Origin of the sequence: Streptomyces xantholiticus (assembly GCF_014651015.1) — a bacterium.
GTDB lineage: Bacteria > Actinomycetota > Actinomycetes > Streptomycetales > Streptomycetaceae > Streptomyces > Streptomyces xantholiticus.
In genome coordinates, this window is the sequence record NZ_BMWB01000036.1 from 1 (window position 1) to 19,810 (window position 19,810).

Annotated in this window: 17 protein-coding genes and 2 pseudogenes; 6 read left to right on the forward strand and 13 right to left on the reverse strand. The window is 72.9% G+C overall.

Features of this window, described 5'->3' with window-relative positions:
- Positions 1-100: 100 nt before the first annotated feature.
- The 6 genes from IE198_RS36240 to IE198_RS32170 all read right to left on the reverse strand — a co-directional run bounded on the left by IE198_RS36240 (position 101) and on the right by IE198_RS32170 (position 4,002).
- Entirely contained in the window at positions 101-226 is a 126-nt protein-coding gene (locus IE198_RS36240; protein WP_268246518.1) for a hypothetical protein, read from the reverse strand.
- Positions 223-1,134 (reverse strand): acetylglutamate kinase, encoded by a 912-nt coding sequence (argB, locus tag IE198_RS32150; RefSeq protein WP_189893070.1) that lies wholly within the window; start codon positions 1,132-1,134, stop codon positions 223-225. The genes IE198_RS36240 and argB overlap by 4 nt, the downstream gene beginning before the upstream one ends.
- 17 nt (positions 1,135-1,151) lie before the next feature.
- Positions 1,152-1,451: a bifunctional ornithine acetyltransferase/N-acetylglutamate synthase gene (locus IE198_RS32155; protein WP_189893072.1), complete on the reverse strand. Its 300-nt coding sequence runs from the start codon at positions 1,449-1,451 to the stop codon at positions 1,152-1,154.
- Positions 1,448-2,488 carry an N-acetyl-gamma-glutamyl-phosphate reductase gene (gene argC, locus IE198_RS32160; RefSeq protein ID WP_189893074.1) on the reverse strand — a complete coding sequence of 347 codons (1,041 nt, stop codon included), beginning with the start codon at positions 2,486-2,488 and terminating at the stop codon, positions 1,448-1,450. The genes IE198_RS32155 and argC overlap by 4 nt, the downstream gene beginning before the upstream one ends.
- A 63-nt stretch (positions 2,489-2,551) precedes the next feature.
- The gene (locus IE198_RS32165; protein WP_189893077.1) at positions 2,552-3,208 is read right to left on the reverse strand and encodes an isochorismatase family protein; all 657 of its coding nucleotides are present in this window, start codon (positions 3,206-3,208) and stop codon (positions 2,552-2,554) included.
- 74 nt (positions 3,209-3,282) lie between these two features.
- On the reverse strand, positions 3,283-4,002 hold the full coding sequence (locus tag IE198_RS32170) for a siderophore-interacting protein (RefSeq protein WP_189893079.1): 720 nt from the start codon (positions 4,000-4,002) through the stop codon (positions 3,283-3,285).
- Positions 4,003-4,063: 61 nt separating this feature from the next.
- On the opposite strand from IE198_RS32170, the pseudogene IE198_RS32175 reads away from it, so the two are divergent.
- From IE198_RS32175 to IE198_RS32195, 5 genes and pseudogenes are all read left to right on the forward strand, one after another.
- Positions 4,064-4,386: pseudogene (locus IE198_RS32175) on the forward strand (transcriptional regulator); the annotation flags it as partial.
- 302 nt (positions 4,387-4,688) lie between these two features.
- Complete coding sequence (locus IE198_RS32180) at positions 4,689-5,117, forward strand: SDR family oxidoreductase (RefSeq protein ID WP_189893081.1); 429 nt, start codon at positions 4,689-4,691, stop codon at positions 5,115-5,117.
- Positions 5,114-6,337 (forward strand): lycopene cyclase family protein, encoded by a 1,224-nt coding sequence (locus IE198_RS32185; RefSeq protein ID WP_229834679.1) that lies wholly within the window; start codon positions 5,114-5,116, stop codon positions 6,335-6,337. The genes IE198_RS32180 and IE198_RS32185 overlap by 4 nt, the downstream gene beginning before the upstream one ends.
- Complete coding sequence (locus IE198_RS32190; RefSeq protein WP_189893083.1) at positions 6,334-7,065, forward strand: methyltransferase domain-containing protein; 732 nt, start codon at positions 6,334-6,336, stop codon at positions 7,063-7,065. Before IE198_RS32185 ends, IE198_RS32190 begins: the two co-directional genes overlap by 4 nt.
- Positions 7,062-8,630, forward strand: coding sequence for an FAD-dependent oxidoreductase (locus IE198_RS32195; protein WP_189893084.1), 1,569 nt, complete (start codon positions 7,062-7,064; stop codon positions 8,628-8,630). Before IE198_RS32190 ends, IE198_RS32195 begins: the two co-directional genes overlap by 4 nt.
- A gap of 78 nt (positions 8,631-8,708) precedes the next feature.
- On the opposite strand, the gene IE198_RS32200 is transcribed toward IE198_RS32195, so the two are convergent.
- The 7 genes and pseudogenes from IE198_RS32200 to IE198_RS32230 form a co-directional block, all read right to left on the reverse strand.
- Complete coding sequence (locus IE198_RS32200) at positions 8,709-9,716, reverse strand: DUF5914 domain-containing protein (RefSeq protein WP_229834680.1); 1,008 nt, start codon at positions 9,714-9,716, stop codon at positions 8,709-8,711.
- Positions 9,709-10,713, reverse strand: a complete 1,005-nt coding sequence (locus IE198_RS32205) for a phytoene/squalene synthase family protein (protein ID WP_189893086.1) — start codon at positions 10,711-10,713, stop codon at positions 9,709-9,711. Before IE198_RS32205 ends, IE198_RS32200 begins: the two co-directional genes overlap by 8 nt.
- Positions 10,700-12,265: a phytoene desaturase family protein gene (gene crtI, locus IE198_RS32210; protein WP_189893087.1), complete on the reverse strand. Its 1,566-nt coding sequence runs from the start codon at positions 12,263-12,265 to the stop codon at positions 10,700-10,702. The genes IE198_RS32205 and crtI overlap by 14 nt, the downstream gene beginning before the upstream one ends.
- Complete coding sequence (locus IE198_RS32215) at positions 12,262-13,401, reverse strand: polyprenyl synthetase family protein (protein WP_189893089.1); 1,140 nt, start codon at positions 13,399-13,401, stop codon at positions 12,262-12,264. Before IE198_RS32215 ends, crtI begins: the two co-directional genes overlap by 4 nt.
- A gap of 296 nt (positions 13,402-13,697) precedes the next feature.
- Positions 13,698-15,062: pseudogene (locus IE198_RS32220) on the reverse strand (cryptochrome/photolyase family protein); the annotation flags it as partial.
- Positions 15,063-15,099: 37 nt separating this feature from the next.
- Positions 15,100-16,671 (reverse strand): SDR family oxidoreductase, encoded by a 1,572-nt coding sequence (locus IE198_RS32225; protein WP_189893091.1) that lies wholly within the window; start codon positions 16,669-16,671, stop codon positions 15,100-15,102.
- A gap of 406 nt (positions 16,672-17,077) precedes the next feature.
- Positions 17,078-19,180, reverse strand: a complete 2,103-nt coding sequence (locus IE198_RS32230) for an MMPL family transporter (protein WP_189893093.1) — start codon at positions 19,178-19,180, stop codon at positions 17,078-17,080.
- A 72-nt stretch (positions 19,181-19,252) separates the two neighbouring features.
- Here IE198_RS32230 and IE198_RS32235 point away from each other — a divergent pair, with 72 nt between their 5' ends.
- Positions 19,253-19,759: a MarR family winged helix-turn-helix transcriptional regulator gene (locus IE198_RS32235; RefSeq protein ID WP_189893095.1), complete on the forward strand. Its 507-nt coding sequence runs from the start codon at positions 19,253-19,255 to the stop codon at positions 19,757-19,759.
- Positions 19,760-19,810 lie beyond the last annotated feature (51 nt).

Consider the following 19,810-nt stretch of genomic DNA (forward strand, 5'->3'; position numbering starts at 1 on the left):
GCCTGCATAAACTACTCGCGGCCTGATCAACACGACCACGTGTTGCGACGATCCCTAGAAACCGCCGGACGGCTCCGGCCCCTTCCGTGTTTCGGGCACGTCAGCCGTCCAGGATGCCGGGCAACTCCTGCACGAGGGTGGCGATCTCCTGTTCCATGACCGTCAGGGCGCGAGCCGGTCGCACGGTCGACGCGCCGACGGCGTTCCAGGTCCCGTCGGCCCTCATGCGCCGGCTCCCTCGCCCACCGGCAGAGTGTCCGGCACGACGGTCGTGCCGGGGCTCTTCTCGCTGAACACCCCACGCAGCACCGCGTGCGGGACGCGGCCGTCGAGGACGTGCGCCCGTCCGACGCCGGCGCGGACCGCCCGCAGGCAGCCCTCCATCTTGGGCAGCATCCCGCTTGCCAGCTCGGGCAGCAACCCGTCCAGCTCCGCGGCGGTGAGGCGTTCGACGACCTGGGTGCTGTGCGGCCAGTCCGCGTACAGCCCCTCCACGTCCGTGAGCACCACCAGGCGCTCGGCGCCCAGAGCCACGGCCAGCGCGGACGCGGCGAGGTCCGCGTTCACGTTGTAGACCTCCCGGTCCGCACCGCGGGCGATCGGTGAGACCACGGGAATCCGGCCCTGCTCCAGCAGCGTCCGTACGGTCGCCGCGTCCACGGACACGATGTCGCCGACCAGACCGATGTCAACGGGCTGTCCGTCCACCCAGGCCGGGCGCCGTTCGGCCGTCATGGTGTGCGCGTCCTCACCGGACAGGCCCACGGCGAACGGTCCGTGTGCGTTGATGGCGCCGACCAGCTCGCGCTGCACCTGACCCGTCAGCACCATCCGGACCACGTCCATCGTCTCCGGGGTGGTCACCCGGAGGCCCGCCTCGAAGCGGACCTCCAGGTCCAGCCGGTCGAGCATCGCGCTGATCTGAGGGCCGCCGCCGTGCACGACGACGGGGCGCAGCCCGGCGTGCCACAGCTCCACCACGTCCTGGGCGAACGTCCGGTGGAGCGAGGGGTCCACCATGGCGTTGCCGCCGAACTTCACGACGACCGTCCGCCCCTGGAGCTCCTCCAGCCACGGCAGGTCCCCGACGGTCGGATCCGCCCCGGCCACATCCTGATCGACGGGTGTCCCCATCCTTGTTTCCACTCCGCTCATGAGCTGTAGGTGCTGTTCTCGTGGACGTACTCGGCGGTGAGGTCGTCGGTCCGGACGACCGCCGGGTCCTCGCCGGCGCGGAGGCCGACGGTGACGGTGATCCGGCGTTGTGACATGTTCGGCTTGTCGCGGGACGGGCCGGCAGCTCCGTCGCGGCAGCCCCGGACGTCGTTGATGGCCACGTCCAGGTCGAGGCACACGGCGGGGGCGGCGTCAGCGAACTCGGCCTCGCCGGATTCCTTGATGCCGGCGGCGACACCGCTCGCAAGGAACCCCTGGGCAGCGGTCACGGTCACGGAGCCACTCCATTCGTGGGCAGGCCCAGGGGCTCAGGCAGGCCGAGAGCGACGTTCATGCACTGCACCGCGCCACCGGCGGTGCCCTTCACCAGGTTGTCGATGGCGCTCACACAGACGAGACGGCCGGCGTCCTGGTCCACGGCCACCTGTACCAGGGCGGTGTTGGAGCCGACGACCGAGCCGGTGGACGGCCATCGGCCGACCGGTAGCAGCCGGACGAACGGTTCGTCCGCGTACGCCTCCTCGAACGCGGCGCGTACCCGGTCGGGAGCGTCCTTGCCGGAGACCGCGGGACGCAGCCGGGCCGAACAGGTGGCGAGGATGCCGCGGGACATGGGCGCCAGGGTCGGCGTGAACGACACGGTGACCCGCTCGCCCGCCAACCGCGACAGGTTCTGCGTCAGTTCGGGCGTGTGCCGGTGGCCTCCGCCGACGCCGTACGGGCTCATGGAACCCATCACCTCGGAAGCGAGCGACTGCGGCTTCACCGCGCGGCCGGCCCCGGACGTGCCGCCGGCCGCGACGATCACGGCTTCCGGCTCGACCAGGCGGGCGGCGTAGGCGGGCATCAGGGCCAGGGTGACCGCCGTCGGGTAACAGCCGGGCACGGCGATCCGGCGGGCACCCGGCAACTCGGCTCGCGCGCCGGGTAGTTCCGGCAGCCCGTACAGCCATGTCCCGGCGTGCGGCGAGCCGTAGAAGCGCGTCCATGCGGCGGCGTCGCGCAGCCGAAAGTCCGCGCCGCAGTCCAGGACGAGCGAGTCCTCCTCCAGACCGCGCGCGAGCGGCGCCGACTCGCCGTGGGGCAGGGCGAGGAACACCACGTCGTGTCCGCGCAGCACGTCGGCCGAGGTGGACTCCAGCATCCGGTCCGCGAGCGCCGGCAGGTGCGGTTGCAGCTCACCGAGCCGGTGCCCCGCGCTGCTGTGGGCCGTCACGGCGCCGATCTCCACCTCCGGATGGGAAGACAGGAGGCGCAGGAGTTCGCCCCCCGCGTAGCCACTGGCACCGGCCACAGCGACCCGTACGGTCATCTTCGTTCCGTCTCTTCTTGATACTTGGGGATGTTTCGGTGCTCGAAGGGTTCGGCAGGGGCGTCACGCGTCTTTCGGCACCCTGTGCAGCAGCAGGTCGTGCAGCAGCGCGTCGGTCGTGCGGACCACGCCGCTGCGTGCCGCCCAGCGCAGTGCCGTGGCGTGCTCCTCGGCGGAGAAGTCGGCCACGGCGTCCGCCACGACGAACGGCTGAATGTCGTTCATGAAGGCGTCCGCGGCGGTCAGAAGGACGCCGAGGTGCGCGTGCACCCCGCAGATGATCAGTTGATCCCGGTTCTCCTGACGCAGCAGCCTGCCGAGATGGCTCCGGAGGAAGGCGTTGTGGCGCACGTTCGCCAGCACGTGCTCGCCCGGGCGGGGAAGCAGAGGGCCGACGATGGCGGCTGCGTCGGCCTCGTCCCCGATGCCGGGCCCCCAGACGTCGGCGACGAGCCCCCGCTGGCCGGGCTGCTGGGCGGCGGGCTCGGCGCTGAAGAACACCGGTATGCCGAGTGCCCCGGCGAGTTCGCGCAGAGCAGCGATGTTGCGGACCAGTTCCACGACGGGCGGGAGGCCGGGAGGGAAGGCCCGTACGAAATGGTTCTGCATGTCGTGCACAAGGAGCGCGCACCGATCCGGATCGACGGTCCATGACGCGCACGATGCGGGGAGTGCCGAGCGTTCGGGCATCGGATACGACTCGATGGTCGGCAAGGCCATGACCGTCCCTCCCCGGGAGAATCCCACGCGCCACACCATGGCACTTAGCTAAGCCTAACCTAACCCTGTTTCGGTCAGGTCGCCCGCCAGTAACCGAGAGCGTGCAGCCGCTCCGTCGGTACGCCGAGTTGTTTGCGCGCGAAGGAGGCGAGGGCCCGGGTGGTCGCCGTGTCGCAGGCGATCCAGAGATAGGAGGCATCGTCCACGCGTTCCGGGAGGGCGGCACGGACCGTCTCGATCAGGTGGGCGCCCTTGTCTCGGCGTGGCACATGGACGACCTCGCGGGACGCGGTGCCGACCCGCGGAGCGTGGTCGCTGTCGCAGACGTGCGACGTCTCGTACCAGACCGTGGCCGGCGTGAGTGGCATCGAGCCGAGCAGTGAGTCGATCGCCGGCCGGGATGCGGCGTCGCCGACGACGAGAAGCCGGGAAGGCGGGGGATCCGGCGGGGCGAACTCCGAACCCTGCACCGTCGCCTCGATGGTGGCGCCGGGATGTGCTGCGCGGGCCCAGTCGCTGGCGCGGCCGGAGTGCAGCGCGAAGTCCATGCTGAACGTCCCCTCGGCGGGGTCGGGATCCACAAGGGTGTAGGCGCGCTGGTGGGGTCGGCCGCCGTTGTCGAACCAGAGACGCACCCACATCGTCGGGTGAACCCCGGTCGCCCGCAGCATCCCGCCGTCGGAGAAGGAGAGTCGGTGGAGTCTGTCGGAGAGTCGTTCGTTCGATCTGACGGTGAGTGTGAAGTCCTTGCCTCGCATGAGCTTGAGGACCGCACCCTGCCAGCCGTGTCCCACGGCATCCCCTTGAAGTCGCGATGATTAGGTAAGCCTAACCCAATTCGATCTGTGGGGTGAGACGCTGCCGTTGGAAGTGCTCGCCGCCGCACTGGCCGAACGTGGGATCCCGGTGCGCACGTTCGGTGGCGCGCTGCCCGTCGAGTCGCTCGTCGCGGCGGTGCACAGGACCGGGCCGGCCGCGGTGGGGTCGTGGGCGCAGTCCCGTACCACCGCCAGCCGGCCACTGGCACAGCACGTGGCCGCGATGGAGTGGGGGTGCGCGGTGCCCGCCGGAAGCCGGTCGTCCTGACGCTCGGACCCGGCTGGGCCGGGCAGGCGGTGGCCGGCCTGCCGCGTCCGTCGGGGGCCGTCGCGGTCGTGGAGTCGGTCGCGTCGGGGTGACGGGACGTCGCCCGTGCCGCACTCGGCCGCTGTGGCGCCTGGCATCGGCCGGCCCGACGTGATCCGCTGGGCGGATGTCCGCACCCTCGGCCTCGACACTCGGTGAGTGCCGGTACCTGTGCGCGGATCACCGGGCGACCGGATCGGTGCACGGCGCGCCGGTGTCGGGTACGCACGCCGGAGTCGGTTCCTGGCGCGTGGGTGACGTCGGGCCGACCTCGATCGGCCGCATCCACGACCGGCCGGCGCCCGAAGAGGCGCTGACGGAAGAGACGTGTCGACCCTTTGGCCGGGAGTGAGGCGTGAACATCTACGGTGCGCGTGTTCCGGTGGCCGGTGCCACCGGCGTCCTCGGCGGTGAGCGCACCGCCGAGGTGGCCGGCCGGGGTGCACGCACGGCCCTCGCCGGACGCGATTCGCGTCGCCTGCCCCGGGCCGCCCAGGCGCCCTCCAGGGCTGCGCCGAGTGCCGGGCTCCACGCCGTGCGCCGCGAGGCGCGGGGCGACGGCGTCGGGGTGCCGGACGTCCGGCCCGGGCACCTGAACACCTGTTCCGCCGATCGGCCCATGGTCGGCACGGCCCTGCCACTGCTTCCGGGAGGCGACCCGCGCCAGGTGGCCGCAACCGTCGCCGATGCGCCGGCGACGGACGCCGATGCGCCGGCGACGGACGCCGAGGTCCTGCGCACCGCCCCCAACGGAACGCCCGTCGTCGAACGGCGGGCCCGGTGAGCCGAGGTCCCGCACCCTCCGCCCGTACCTCCGAGGTGGTCGTCGTCGGCGGCGGCGCGGCCGGCCTCAGCCTCGCGCACCGGCTGACGGAGACAGGCGCCGCCACCGTGACCGTCGTCGAACCGCCGGACGGCCCGCTGCGCCCGCCCGAGCGGACCTGGTGCTACTGGGACCACGGCACCGGAGACTTCGACGAAGCGGTCACCGCCTCCTGGTCCCGGCTGCGCATCCACGGCGCCGACGGCGGCGAGTTCACCGTCGACCCCGCCCCGCTCCTCTACCGCATGCTGCGCTCCGCACCGTTCGAACGGCTGGTGCACTCCCGGCTGGCCCGTTCCCCCGGTGGGCACGTCCTGCGCGCCACGGCGGAGGCGGTGCGCAACGTGTCCGGCGGGGCGGAAGTCCTTTGCACGGAACCCGACGGCCGGACGCTGACGCTGCGTGCCCGCCACGTGTTCGACTCCCGCCCCCTGCCCGCCCTGCCTCCGGCCCGTACGCAGCTGCTGCAGCACTTCCGCGGCTGGTTCGTACGCACGGCCGCGGGCCGGTTCGATCCCGCGGTCGCCGATCTGATGGACTTCCGGGTACCGCAGCCGCGCCACGGACTCGCGTTCGGATACGTCCTTCCGCTGGCGCCGGACCGGGCGCTCGTCGAGTACACCGAGTTCTCCCGGACGGCGCTGACCACAGCGGCCTACGAGTCGGCACTCGGCCACTACAGCCGCGACATCCTTGACCTCGGCGCGTTCACCGTGGAGGCGGCGGAGCAGGGCGTCATCCCCATGACCGACGCGCGCTTCCCCCGGCGGCTCGGGGCAGCCGTCTTCCGTATCGGGACCGCGGGCGGTGCCACCCGTCCGGCCACCGGCTACACCTTCGCCGCGGTGCAGCGGCAGAGCAAGGCCATCGCCGCTGCCCTGCGCGACGGGCGCGGGACCGTGCCACCACCCCACGGGCGGCGGGCGCTCGCAATGGACGCGGTGCTGCTGCGGGCCCTGGACACCGGGCGGATCGACGGCCCCGCGTTCTTCACCGACCTGTTCCGCCGTACTCCCGCGGAGCGCCTGCTGCGTTTCCTCGACGGTGCCACCTCACCGTGGGAGGAGTGGGGCATCGGACTGCGCACCCCCGTCGGCCCGATGCTCCGGACCGCCGTCGAACTCCCCTTCCTGCCCCGCAGGTCCCGTACCGCCCCACGAATCGGAGAGAGCACCCGATGACACTGCTGCGCGACCACGATCTGGCACGCGCCTTCGACCACGCGTCGCACACCTACGACCGCCTCACGGCCCTCAACCCCGGCTACCGCACCGACCTGCTCCGCTCGGCGCGCCGCCTGCGGCTGCCCGGCGAGGGAGCCGGGCTCCACGTACTCGATCTCGGCTGCGGCACGGGCACCTCCACCCGGGCCCTGCTGCGAGCCGCGCCCCGCGCCCGGATCACGGCGGTCGACGCCTCGTCGGGCATGCTTCGGCGCGCACTGGACAAACCGTGGCCCGCCGGCGTGCGCTTCCTGCACCTGACCGCCGAGGCAGTGGCGACGGCCGGGGAGGGCCCCTTCGACGCGGTGTTCGCCGCCTACCTCTTCCGCAACGTCACCGACCCGGACCGGGTCCTCGCGGCGGTCCGGACCCAGCTGCGACCGGGCGGACGCCTCGCCGTCCACGAGTACTGTCTCAGCGGCTCGCCCGTGCATCGCGCCCTGTGGACGGCAGTGTGCCAAGGAGTCGTCATCCCGGCGGGCACGCTCAGCGGCGACCGCGGCCTGTACCGCCACCTGTGGCACAGCGTCCTCGACTTCGACACCGCACCCGCCTTCACCGACCGACTCACGCGGGCCGGCTTCACCGGTGTGCGCGCCGTGCCCGTCGCCGGGTGGCAGACCGGCATCGTGCACACCTTCCTCGCCCGCAACGCCTGCGCCGACGCAGCCGGGTGCGCCCGATGAGCGCCCGCCCGAGCGGTACCGCCCGACGGGGCCGCGACCGCAAGGCCGAGGTACTGATGCCCGCACCCGGCCGGAACCGGTTCGAGTACGGGGACGCGCCGTCCGTCGCCGTCGTCGGCGGTGGAATCGCCGGTCTCGCCGCGGCCACTCTGCTGGCCGAACGCGGCGCCCGCGTGACCCTCTACGAACAGGAGGAATCACTCGGCGGCCGTCTCGCCGGCCGCCGGACCCGCCTGGCCGACGGCTCCGTGGCGACCATGAGCCGCGGCTTCCACGCCTTCTTCCGGCAGTACTACAACCTGCGCGGCCTGCTGCGACGCACCGACCCCGCCCTCACGCGGCTCACCCCACTGCCCGACTACCCTCTGCGGCACAGCGGCGGGCTGACCGACAGCTTCGCCCGCGTCCCGCGGACCCCGCCGTTCAGCGCGCTCGGATTCGTCGCCCTGAGCCCCACCTTCGGCTGGCGGGACCTCGCCACCATGGACGCCCGGGCGGCACTGCCGCTCCTCGACGTCCGCGTGCCCGAGGTCTACGAACGCTTCGACGGCATCACCGCGACTTCGTTCCTGGAGGCGGTCCGCTTCCCCGAGGCCGCCCACCACCTCGCGTTCGAGGTGTTCTCCCGAAGTTTCTTCGCCGATCCGCGTGAACTGTCCGCCGCTGAACTGCTGCTGATGTTCCACATCTACTTCCTCGGCTCGGCGGAGGGCCTGCTCTTCGACGTGCCGAACGACCCCTTCCCGCAGGCGCTCTGGGAGCCGCTCGGCGACTACCTCCAGCGCCTCGGGACGGCCGTGCGCACCGGCTCACCCGTGCACGGCGTCCATCCGCGCGACGCCGGGGGAGCCGAGGTGCGGACCGACACCGGCGTGGACCGTCACGAAGCGGTGGTGCTCGCCCTCGACACCGAGGGACTGCGCCGGCTCGTCGCCGCGTCACCCGGCCTGGGCACCGCCGCCTGGCGCGACGACGTCGCCGCGGTGCGCACCGCCCCGCCGTTCCTCGTCTCCCGGCTCTGGCTCGATCGGCCGGTGTGCGCCACTCGTGCGGGATTCCTCGGCACCAGCGGGTACGGCGGCCTGGACAACATCAGCGTCCTGGAACGGTACGAGGGCGAGGCCGCGCGCTGGGCCGCCCGGAACCGTGGCTCGGTGGTGGAACTGCACGCCTACGCCGTCGCCGCCGACGCGGAATCGGAGAAGGTGCAGAACAGGCTCGTCGAGCAACTGCAGCAGGTGTACCCGGAGACGCGTCAGGCGCGCATCGTCGACGTCCGGCACGAGTGGCGCTCGGACTGCCCGCTCTTCGCCGTCGGCTCCCACCACCGGCGACCAACCGTGCGGACGCCCCACCCATGGCTGACGCTTGCCGGTGACGCGATCCGCTGCGATCTTCCGGTCGCGCTCATGGAACGCGCCGCCACCACCGGCTTCCTGGCGGCGGGGGCCCTGCTCGCCGCCTGGGGCATCCGGGGCCAGGTGCTGTGGACGGTTCCCCGGGCGGGCCGTTCCCCGGCGCTGCGGGCACTCGGCGCACTCGTGGCACGCCGTGCGCGCGCCTAGCCGGTGCTCCCCGGCGCCCCCGGCCGCCGAGCGTCCCGGCCCGGACGACCACGACCCGGCCTCGTCCGCCCGGCGCCGTCAGCCCGGGAACCGTCCGGTGCTGCGCAGCGCCCAGCGTCGTTCGGCGTAGGCCAGGTCGTCGCGCCACAGGCGCCCGGCCGTACAGCGCATCAACGGGCGCAGCGCGGGGGCTGCTGCCCGGGCCAGCGCGAAGCCGCGCCGGTCCGAGGTGGCGACGACCGCCTCGACCACGGCGGTCCGTGGCCGCTCGTCGGCCGCACCGGTCAGCGGCGTGGCATGGGTCTCCACCACGGACGTGGCTCCCTCGCCCTGAGTGATGCGCATGACCACCGTGCGCGGCTCCGGCGCGGTGAACTCGGCGCGGACCGGGACCACCAGACGCCCCGCCACCAGGAAGGAGACGTCGACGACAAAAGCGTCGTCATCGTCACCCTGCGGCTCACGCACCACCGTCAGGTCGACGAAGGACTGCGGATGGAACCAGGAGCCGTGCCAGGGGTCCAGCCGGTTGGCCACCACGTCCTGCGGTTCACACCGCCCCACCGTCGTGAACACGGCGTCCACCCGGCTGCCTGTCGTGGGCCGCACCGGCACGACGGGGCGCTGCGAAGGCTCCTCGCCGCCCACCGTGTCCAGCCGTACCCACACCAGCACCCCGTCGTCGTGCACGGGGTACGGCGTCCAGCCGGCGAACGGAGAACCGTCCAGGGCCAGTCCGTGCCAGTGGCACACCAGCCTGCCGCACACCACGCGGCTGTCGCGCAGAGGGGCACCCAGATGTGGGCAGGCGCCCGGACCCGCGCGCAGTTCACCCGTGTCCGAGCGCCACAGCACGACCTCGACGCCGCCCACCGTCCTGCCGCACGGGCGCCCGCCGGCGCGCACGTCCCGGGAGGCACCGACGACGAACCAGTTGCCGGAGCGACGTGCACACGCCCGTTTGAGCGCGTCGGAGATCAGCGCCGGCCGCGCCTCCCGCCAGGTCGGCGACTGCGCCGCCCATTCCGGGCCACGGCGCCGCCGCAGCGGCGATGTCCAGCGAGTCCTGTCCGCTCGGTCACTCACTGCCCGTGTCCCTCCCACTCGAGTGCCGTGCCGTGCCGCTTGCCACGGGCGCCGGACGCGGGGCACGGGCGCGCCACCGGGCGCCGAGCACGTGTACGGCACCGGCCGCGGCGGTGGCCGCACGCCGGCCGCGCGAGACCACCGCACGGTGATGCAGCACGGTGTAGTCATGGCCCGCGATCGCGTCGAGAATGCCGCCGTACAGGGTGAACGCGGTGTGGATACAGGGGCGCACCCGCGGGTCGAGCATGGCGATGCCGGGTTCCGCCGCCCGGTACACGTCCCTGGTCATGGCCTCCGCGGCGACGAGCGCCGCGCGGATCCGCGGGTCGCGGCGGCCCGTGCGGCGGCTCCACTCCAGCAGCGGCCTGTCCACACCGTGGGCGGCGAGCAGGTCCGCGGGCAGGTAGACACGGCCGCGGTCCAGGTCCTCGCCCACGTCCCGCAGGAAGTTGGTGAGCTGGAAGGCCACCCCGAGGGCCGCCGCATGCGGCGCCGCCTCGTCGCGGGGAACGACCGTACCGAGCACCGGCAGCATCTGCAGGCCGATCACCGCGGCCGAGCCGTGCATGTAGCTCTGCAGGTCGGCGTAGGTCGGATAGTCCGTGACGGTCAGGTCGGCGCGCATCGAGGCCAGGAAGTCGGCGAACAGCGTGGGCTCGATGTCGTACCGGTCGGCCGTGTCCGCCACGGCCCGGACCACGGGTTCGTCCCCGCGGCCGGTACGCAGCCCGTGCGCGAGGTCGCTCTCCAGACAGTGCAGCAGCCGGTCACGCTCCTCGGGTGCCCGGCGCCGGTCGAGAGCGTCCACGATGTCGTCCGCCCAGCGGGCGAAGCCGTACAGCGCGTGCACGGCCGAGCGGCGTTCCAGGGGCAGCAGACGGGTGGCCAGGAAGTAGGTCCGGCCGTGACGGGCGTTGAGCCCCCGGCATCGGCTGTATGCGGCGCGCAGGGACGGATCGGTGATCCCGGCGGCGTCCAGTTCACGACGGGTCATCGGCACCTGCCGCGGTTGGGGTGGGCGGGGCGGCGGCCGGGGCCGGCCGGGTTCGAGCGGGGTGGCGCTCCGAGGAGCCGGTGACGCGGGCGGCGGCGAGTTTGCCGCTGATGAGCACCGTCGGGACGCCGACGCCGGGGGTGGTCCCGCAGCCGGCCAGCACCACGTTGTCCAGTCCGCGTACCAGGTTGCGCGGGCGGAAGGGCCCGGTCTGGGCGAACGTGTGGGAGACCGAGAAGGGGCTGCCCGCCGCATGGCCCTGTGCCGTCCAGTCCAGCGGGGTCACCAGGAGCTCCTCCTCGATGCTGCCCGCGAACCCGTCCAGGCCCCGGCGCTCCAACTCGTCGACCAGGCTGTCGCGGTAGCGCGGGCCCAGGTCCCGCCAGGTTGCGGCGGCGGGGCCGACGGTGGTGTTCGGACAGGGGGCCAGGACGTAGTGGAGGTGGCGGCCCGGCGGCGCGAGGGTGGCATCGTGTGCCGTCGGGCGGGTGATCAGCAGGGACGGGTCGCTCATCAGCGCTCCCGAGCGGGTCAGTTCGTCGAACGTGCGCTCCCATGCCGCCCCGAAGGAGAGCGTGTGATGGGCGAGGCCGGGCCAGGTGCGGTCCGTCCCGGCGTGCAGGATCACTGCCGAGGGTGCGTGCCGCAGCCGGACCGGGCGTCGGGGAGCTCGCCCCAGGAGCCGGTGAGCGGCCGACAGTTCGCAGCTCAGCACCACCGCGTCACAAGGGATCCGCTCACCTGAGGCCAGGTGTACGGCCCTCACCCGGTCCGCCGAGCGTTCCAGCGTGCTCACCTCGGCCGACCATCGCAGGTGGGCACCGGCGTCGGCAGCCGCCGCGGCCATGGCGCGGGGGAGCGCGTGCATGCCGCCCTTGGGGAACCAGACGCCGGCCACGGTGTCCATGTAGGCGATCACCGCGTAGGCCGCGAGGGCTCGGGCGGGGGCCACCCCGGCGTACAGGGCCTGGAAGGAGAAGACACGGCGCAGCCGGGCGTCGGAGAGGAAGCGGCCGATTTGGTGGTCCAGCCGCCCGAAGCCGCCGAGCGCCGCCAGACGTGCCAGATCCGGGTGCAGGAGTGGGAGGGGCGAGTCGAAGTTGGTGTCGATGAAGCGTCGTATCTGCGCCCGGTACAGCCGCTGAAGCCAGTCCCGCAGCCTGCGGTAGCCCGCCGCCTCCGTCGGTCCGGCGAAACGCCGCACTTCCGCCTCCATCGCCTCGCCGCCGGTGTGTACGTCGAGCGAGGTCCCGTCCGCGAAGGCCGCCCGATAGGCAGGGTGCAGGGCCACCAGTTCGACATGGTGGTCGAGGCTGTCGCCGACGGCCGCGAAGGCCTCGTCGGCCAGGTGCGGCATGGTCAGCACCGTGGGACCGGTGTCCACCTGGTATCCGCCGAGCCGTACGCGGCCGGCCCGGCCGCCCGGACCGGCGTCCCGTTCGACGACCGTGACCCGGCGGCCGGCGCCCAGCAGGTGGAGGGCACAGGCCAGGCCGGACAGTCCGGCACCCACCACGACGACGTGGTCGGTCGGTCCCGTCACCGTCCTCACATGTCCCCCTGGGTGCGGAGCGGGGTGACGCACGATGCCCGTTCGACCAGCGCGGCGAACTCCCGTCGGACGGCGGGCTCGGCGCCGGTGGCCTCGAAGTGCCCGAGGCTCGTGGTCGCCAACTCCACGATCTTCGACTCCACCACGGCCCGGGAGCCGGTCCGCTCCAACGCCCTTCGCATGTGCTCGACGGTGTGCTCCGGCCGGGGGCCCGCTGACGGGGCGAGTACGGCTGCGGCCTCCTTGTCCCCGGAGGCGTCGGCGAGTTCGAGGGCGACGGCGAGGAGGTAGGTGAGCTTGCGTGACCCCAGGTCGTCGCCTACCGGCTTGCCCGTCGACGCCGGGTCACCGAAGGCGCCGAGGAGGTCGTCGCGGAGCTGGAAGGCCAACCCCGCGCACCGGCCGGCGGCACGCAACGCGTCCAGGGACGGGCCGGCGGCGGCCAGCGACGCGCCCAGCGCCAAGGGCCGCTCGACGGTGTACAGGGCGCTCTTGAGGGTGGCGATGGTCAGCGCCTCGTCGACGCCGGACGAGCCGCTTGCCTGCGCGTGGAGGTCGCGGTACTGCCCGGCGACCATTTCCCCGCGCATCGCCTGCCACTCGCGGTAGAGCCGCGGGCCGTGCGGCGAACCGAGTGCCGTCTCCGTCAGCAGATCGTCCGCCCAGGCCAGCGCCAGGTCGCCGGCGAGCACGGCGGCGGAGGTCCCGAACGACTCCGCCGAGCCGGTCATCCGTGCTGCCCAGTGCATGCGGGCGAGGTCGACGTGCATCGCCGGTGCTCCCCGGCGCAGCAGCGATCCGTCCATCACATCGTCGTGTATGAGGGCGCATGCCTGGAGGAGTTCGAGGGCCGCTCCCGTGTGCACGACCGCCGTGGCGTCGCCCGAGCCACCCACGGCCCGCCATCCGCACCACGCGAACGCGGAACGCAGCCGCTTCCCACCGCGCCGGACGAACGCTGCGACGCGGCCGGCGACGTCCAGGGCGAACACGGGGTCCACGCCGCGGGCCCGGTCCAGACCCGCGTCGAGGACGTGTCCCAGGACCGTCTCGACGGCCCTGCAGGCGTCGAGGGCCGTGAGCGGCTCGTCGACGAGTCCCGCCGGTTCCGCCACGGTCGGCCGCAGTCCAAGCATGCTCGGCCCCTCTTCACCATCGGTCACCTGTACACCTGTGCTTCTGTACCCCACCGGGGTGCGGATGCGCCGATTTGCCGCCCCGTCGGGGGCCTGTCCGGGGAACCGCTCACTCCACCGGCCCAGCGGCGCAGGTCTCCTGGCGATGGCTCAGCCCGGCGGTCTCCGGGCCGACGCGATGCCGGTCGGCGAAGCTCCAGGAGCACCGCGGGCAGGGGGCGGCGCCTGGAGAGCCAGGGGGACCGCAACGGGGGCAGGTACGCCGACGCCTGCGTACGGCGCGTGGCTCCCCAGACGCGGCCGCGGGCGTGCCGGAAGCGTGCCGCCCCGTCGGCTAGGCCGATCAACGGGGCGGGATGGCGGAGCCCCGCGCGTCGGTCCTCCGGGAGCCGCCAGGGCTCGTGCACGGCCCGGTCGTCCATGTCCTGAAGCTCGGGCACCCAGCGGCGTACGTAGGCGCCGCTCGGGTCGTAGCGCCTGCCCTGGAGCACGGGGTTGAGGACGCGGTGGGGGCGGGTGTCGGTGCCGGTTCCGGCGGCCCACTGCCAGTTGAGCTGGTTGTTGACGATGTCGCCGTCCACGAGCAGGTCCGGGAAGTGCCGGGCTCCGATCCGCCAGTCCACGTACAGGGTCCTGGTCAGGAAGCCGGCCACCAGCAGGCGCCCCCGGTTGTGCATCCAGCCCTCGTGGCGCAGTTGGCGCATCGCAGCATCGACGACCGGATAGCCCGTACGGCCCTCTCGCCAGGCGGCGATGTCCTCGGCCGCCTCGTCCTCGGTCCGCCACCGGTCGTGCCGGGTGCGGTAGTCCCGGACGGACGATTCGGGCCTGGCCGCCAGGACCTGATGGTGGAAGTCGCGCCAGCACAGCCGGCGGACGGACGCCTCCACCCCGGGTCCCCCCTGCGCGCGGGCCTGCCGGGCGAGTTCCACCGGCGAGAGGGCGCCGAAATGCAGATAGGGCGACACCCGTGAGGTCGCGTCAGCCGCCAGGTCGTCGTGCTGCTCGTCGTACCTGGACAACCCCGACCGGACCCACCGCGAGAACCGTTCACGGCCCGCCGTCTCGCCTCCTGAGGGAAGGCCCGGCGAGACTCCGGACGGCTCGCCGGGAGAGGGAGCGGCTCGCCGCGCACCGTGTCGGGGACGCGCACAATGCGCGCGCCGGACAGGTCTCCCGCAGCCGCTCGCGCGACCAGCGGCGGAAGTAGGGGGTGAACACGGCGTAGTGGTCGCTGCCGGCGGGCGTCACGGTGCCCGGCGCGACGGCGGTGATCACCGCGTCGTGCACGCGCAGCGCCACGCCGCGTTCGCCGAGGGCCTGGCGCAGCAGCTCCTCCCGCCGGTGTGCGTACCGGGTGACGCCCGCGGCCATGTGCACCGCCGCGGCGCCGCACTCGGCGACGACCGCGCCGACCTCACGGACGACCGGCCCCGAGCGCACCACGAGCCGGCCACCGCGCCGGCGCAGGGAGCCGTCGAGATCGGTCAGCAGTCCGCGAGGAAGGCACGCCGGTTGGGTGCGTCGAAGCCCGCCGCCCGGACACCGGGGTCGCGGACGAACAGCGGTACCACCTCGTCGCCCGCCGCGAGGGCGGCGCGCAGCGGCGGATGATCGTGCAGACGCAGGTCCGAGGTGAACAGGACGACCGCGACGGTCATGGCATGACTCCCGGTGGGGTGCTGCGGTGCTGTTGCGCTAATGACGGACTCTTCGCGCGCGGCGGGGCCGCCGGGCGCGGCCGGCCTGCGCCGGGGTCCCACGCGCTCTCATGCCCTTGGCGGCGGCCTGGGTGATGTTGCGGGCCATGCCGCCGAAGACGACGGCGTGGAACGGGGAGACGGACCACCAGTAGGCGTGGCCCAGCAGGCCCCGGGGGTGGAACAGGGCGCGCTGCCGATAACGGGTGCGGCCCTCCTCGTCCGTCTCGGAGCACATCTCGAGCCATGCCAGACCCGGCAGCCGCATCTCCGCACGCAAACGCAGCAGCCGTCCGGGCTCGATCTCCTCGACCCGCCAGAAGTCCAGCGAGTCACCGACCCGCAGGTGCTCGGCGTCACGTCGTCCGCGGCGCAGGCCGACACCGCCGACGAACCGGTCCAGCCGGCCCCGGACCGCCCAGGCCAGGGGGAACGAGTACCAGCCGGTGTCGCCGCCGATTCCCTCGATCACTCGCCACAGGGACTCCCTGGACGCGTCGACCGACAACTGCCTCTTGTCCTGGTAGAGGCTGCCGCCGGCCCAGTCCGGGTCGGTGGGCAGCGGATCGCTGGGCGCCCCTGGTGCGGCGGCGGACGACCAGCGGGTGGCGACCTGCGCCTCCCGTACCCTGCGCAGCGCCAGGGTCAGCGCCTCGTCGAACGGCAGCGGCCTGCCCGGGGTGTCGGGTACGTACCGGGCGATGTCGTGCTCGTGGCAGACGACCTCGTGACGCAGCGACTCCGTCAGGGGCCGGGCCAGGTTGGCGGGCACCGGGGTGACCAGGCCGACCCAGTGACTGGACAGTCCCGGGGTGAGAACCGGTACCGGCACGATGACCCGCCGCCGCAGTCCGGCGACGACGGCGTACCGGCGCATCATGTCCCGGTAGGTCAGGACGTCCGGGCCGCCGATGTCGAACGCCCGGTCGACATCGGCCGGCATGGTGGCCGAGCCGACGAGATAGCGCAGCACGTCCCGTACCCCGATGGGCTGCGTGCGGGTGTGCACCCACCTGGGCGTGACCATGACCGGCAGGCGCTCGGTCAGATAGCGCAGCATCTCGAACGACGCCGACCCCGAGCCGATGACCACCGCGGCGCGCAGCACGGTGGCCGGCACCGGCCCGTCCAGGAAGATCCGCCCGACCTCGGTGCGGGACCGCAGGTGCGGGGACAGCTGCGCTTCCGGGACGCCCCGGGGCGTGAGCCCGCCGAGGTAGACGATCCGCCGTACCCCTGCGGCATGCGCCTGTTCGGTGAAGAGCCGGGCCGCTTGCCGGTCGGTCTCCTCGAACCCGGAGCCGCTTGCGAGGGCGTGCACGAGGTAGTACGCGACGTCGATCCCGCGCATGGCCGCGCAGACCGAATCGGCGTCCGTGACGTCCCCCTGAACCGTCTCGACGTCTGCGGCCCAGGGATGGTCGCGGAGTTTGCCGGGGGAGCGGGCCAGGCACCGTACCCGGTGGCCCACCCCCAGCAGTTCCGGTACCAGACGCCCGCCGATGTATCCGGACGCTCCGGTGACCAGACAGTGCAGCCGCTCCGTGTGCCGCTGTCCGTCCGTGCCCACGTGTCTCCTCCTGGCTCGCGCCGACGATGGTGCCCCGTGGCACCGATCATGTCCGCAACGGCCGGGGACGTCGCGGCGCTGCGGCCGGTCGCCGCATCCGCCAGGGCCCACGGGACGGCCCGGGCGCACGGGACGGCGCGGCGTCCCGGCCCGCCCGCCGTACGGGCCCCGTCCATCGCCACGCCGTGCACGTGCTCTCCTGTCGCAGAGGCCGGGCGCCGACCGCCCACACAACCTTTCGTACGAGAAGGCACGGACGGATGCACGAAGGTGTCCGTGACCGCCCGCCCACTCGCGCGCAGGGCGGGAGCCGGCGGTGGTCCGCCCGGCCGCCGGCGCCGTGTCCGTCCGCCCACCGCAGGAACGGAAGACGGCCCCGGCGCGTCGGCCCCCTCCCGCCGGGTGGTCACGGTCCGCTCGCGGATCCGGTGCCGCCGTTGCGGGCCAGGGCGCTGGGCCACCACGCGCGGGGACCGATGTCGATCACCAGCGCGGGCACCAGGAGTGAGCGGACCACGAGAGTGTCGAGCAGGACGCCGAAGGCCACGATGAACGCGATCTGGACCAGGAAGGCGAGCGGGATCACCATCAGGGCGGAGAACGTCGCGGCGAGTACGACACCGGCCGAGGTGATCACTCCTCCGGTCGTCGACAACCCGCGCAGTACCCCCTGCCGGGTGCCGTGCGCGAGCGCTTCCTCCCGTACCCGGGACATCAGGAAGATGTTGTAGTCGACCCCGAGCGCCACCAGGAACACGAACCCGTACAGCGGCACGGAGGCGTCGGTGCCGCTGAATCCGAGCAGCTGCTCGAAGACGAGCGCCGAGACCCCGAGCGTCGCCAGGAAGTTGACCGCGACGGTCGCCACCAGCAGCACCGGAACGAGCAGTGAGCGCAGCAGCAGCACCAGGATCAGCAGGATGATGGCGAGGACCAGGGGCACGATGACGGTTCGGTCGGCGGCGGCGGTCCGCTGGGTGTCGAACTGTTGCGCGCTGTACCCGCCGACCAGCGCCTCGGCACCGGAAACCGCGTGTACGTCCTCGCGCAGCCGCTGGATCGTCTCCTTGGCGGCGTCGCTGTCGGCCGCGGCCTCCAGCGTGGCGTCGATACGGACGCGGCCGTCGACGACGAGCGGCTCGTCGGCAGTCGGACGGCCCGAAGCGGACACCGGCCCTGCCGACGCCACGCCGTCGGTGCTCCTCGCCGCGGCCGTCACCTGAGCGGCACGGTCGGCGTCCGCGATGATGACGGCGGGGTTGCCGGAGCCACCGGGGAAGTGTTCGCCGAGCGTCTCCTGGGCGGCGACCGAGGAGGCGTCGTTCACGAAGATCTCGTCCAGCGGTACGCCCTTGGCGGACAGTGACGGGGAGAAGGCCGCGAAGACAGTCAGGGCGAGCGCGGTCACCACCCATGTCCGGCGTGGTCGGGCGTCCACCGTCGCGGCGACACGGCGCCACACGCCGTGCCCCTCGCCGGACGCGTCCGATGCCTTCGGCCGGGACGGCCAGTAGGCGCTGCGGCCCAGCAGTGCGAGAACGGCCGGAAGGAAGGTGAGCGTGGACAGCACGGCGCACACGATGCCGATGGCGCCGACCGGCCCGAGGGCGCGGTTGTTGGTGAGGTCACTGGCGAGCAACGCCAGCAGGCCGAGTGCCACGGTGGCCGCGCTGGCGGTGATGGCACCGAACGAGCGGCGCACCGCCGCCACCGCGGCCGCGGCCCGGTCGCCGCGCACGGCGAACTCCTCGCGGAAGCGTGCGGACAGCAGCAGCGCGTAATCGGTGGCGGCGCCGATCACGAGGATGGAGAGGATGCCCTGCACCTGGCCGTCCACCCGTACGAGGTCCCGGTCCGCCAGCGCGTAGACGACGGCGCACGCGAGGCCCAGGGCGAAGACGGAGCCCAGGATGATCAGGAACGGCAGCAGGACGCTCCGTTGGACCAGCAGCAGGATCAGCAGCACCGCTGCCAGTGCCACGCCCAGCAAGAGCCCGTCCACGCCCGCGAACGCGTCGGAAAGCTCGCTCCGGCTCGCCGCCGGGCCGGCGATCTGCGGCGTGGCGTCCGGCACGCCCTGCGCCGTCCGGCGAACCTCGGCGAGGACGTCCGGCAGGGCCTCTCCCAGGTCGGGTTCGAGCTGGACGACGGCCTGCATCGCCTCCTTGTCGTGGGAAAGGAGGGCGGGCGAAGGGCGGCCGACGACCCCGGGCCGTCCGGCGAGTTCGTCGACCGCGCGGGTGGCCGCGGCCTGCTGCCGTTCGGAGACCTGGCCGCCGTCCGCCGTCCAGACCACGACGGCGGGCAGGGTTTCGGACTGGTCGAACGCCTCACGCGCCGTGAGCACCTTCGTGGACTCGGCGCTCTGCGGCAGGAACGCGGCCTGGTCGTTGGTGGCCACCTCGCCCAGCTTGCTGGCGTAGGGCCCGAGCGTGCCTCCCACCCCCAGCCAGACGAGCAGCAGGACGAGCGGTACGAGCCATCGCGCCCACGGCGGCGTCGTTCTCATGAGCATCCCCAAGCTGTCGAAACAAGTCAGCCATCAAGTATCTCGATGATTGAGAGAATCTATACTGGACACATGGACGGCAAAGACGACCGCGCGTCATCTCCTCCCGAGGACGACTCGACGGGGTTGCAATCGTTCGTGGTCCTGTTGCGCGGGATGAACGGCGAGTTCAACCGCATCGCTCACGAGTTCGCCCACGCACAGGGGCTGCATCTCACCGATGTGCAGGCCCTGATCGCGATCCTGGACACCGACCCCGCCGAGGGGCCCATGACGCCCGGTCAACTGCGCAAACAGCTCAATCTCACCTCCGGCGCGGTGACCGCGTGCATCGACCGGCTGGAGAAGGCGGGTCACGTCCGCCGTGTCCGGGCTGTCGACGACCGCCGCGTGGTGCACCTGCACTACGCGGAGACGGCCAGAAGCGTCGCCGGGGAGTACTTCCGGCCCCTGGCCCGCTGCGCCGGGATCGCACGCGAACGCTTCACCGACGAGGAACTGGCCGTAGTCGTCCGCTTTCTGACCGAGATGAACCGGGAGCTCGTCGTCCTGCGCCGCCAGGCCGCTCCCGGCGCGTAGGTGCCGGGTGGGCCGCTTCCCGGTGGTCGGCTGAACCGTAACCGTTCGCCG

What these genes read in the sequence shown, in the direction of transcription:
- IE198_RS36240 (WP_268246518.1), bottom strand. Translation starts at nt 226, where the DNA reads ATGAGGGCCGACGGGACCTGGAACGCCGTCGGCGCGTCGACCGTGCGA.
- argB (WP_189893070.1), bottom strand. Translation starts at nt 1,134, where the DNA reads ATGGGGACACCCGTCGATCAGGATGTGGCCGGGGCGGATCCGACCGTC.
- argC (WP_189893074.1), bottom strand. Translation starts at nt 2,488, where the DNA reads ATGACCGTACGGGTCGCTGTGGCCGGTGCCAGTGGCTACGCGGGGGGC.
- IE198_RS32165 (WP_189893077.1), bottom strand. Translation starts at nt 3,208, where the DNA reads ATGGCCTTGCCGACCATCGAGTCGTATCCGATGCCCGAACGCTCGGCA.
- IE198_RS32190 (WP_189893083.1), top strand. Translation starts at nt 6,334, where the DNA reads ATGACACTGCTGCGCGACCACGATCTGGCACGCGCCTTCGACCACGCG.
- IE198_RS32195 (WP_189893084.1), top strand. Translation starts at nt 7,062, where the DNA reads ATGAGCGCCCGCCCGAGCGGTACCGCCCGACGGGGCCGCGACCGCAAG.
- IE198_RS32205 (WP_189893086.1), bottom strand. Translation starts at nt 10,713, where the DNA reads ATGACCCGTCGTGAACTGGACGCCGCCGGGATCACCGATCCGTCCCTG.
- IE198_RS32215 (WP_189893089.1), bottom strand. Translation starts at nt 13,401, where the DNA reads ATGCTTGGACTGCGGCCGACCGTGGCGGAACCGGCGGGACTCGTCGAC.
- IE198_RS32230 (WP_189893093.1), bottom strand. Translation starts at nt 19,180, where the DNA reads ATGAGAACGACGCCGCCGTGGGCGCGATGGCTCGTACCGCTCGTCCTG.
- IE198_RS32235 (WP_189893095.1), top strand. Translation starts at nt 19,253, where the DNA reads ATGGACGGCAAAGACGACCGCGCGTCATCTCCTCCCGAGGACGACTCG.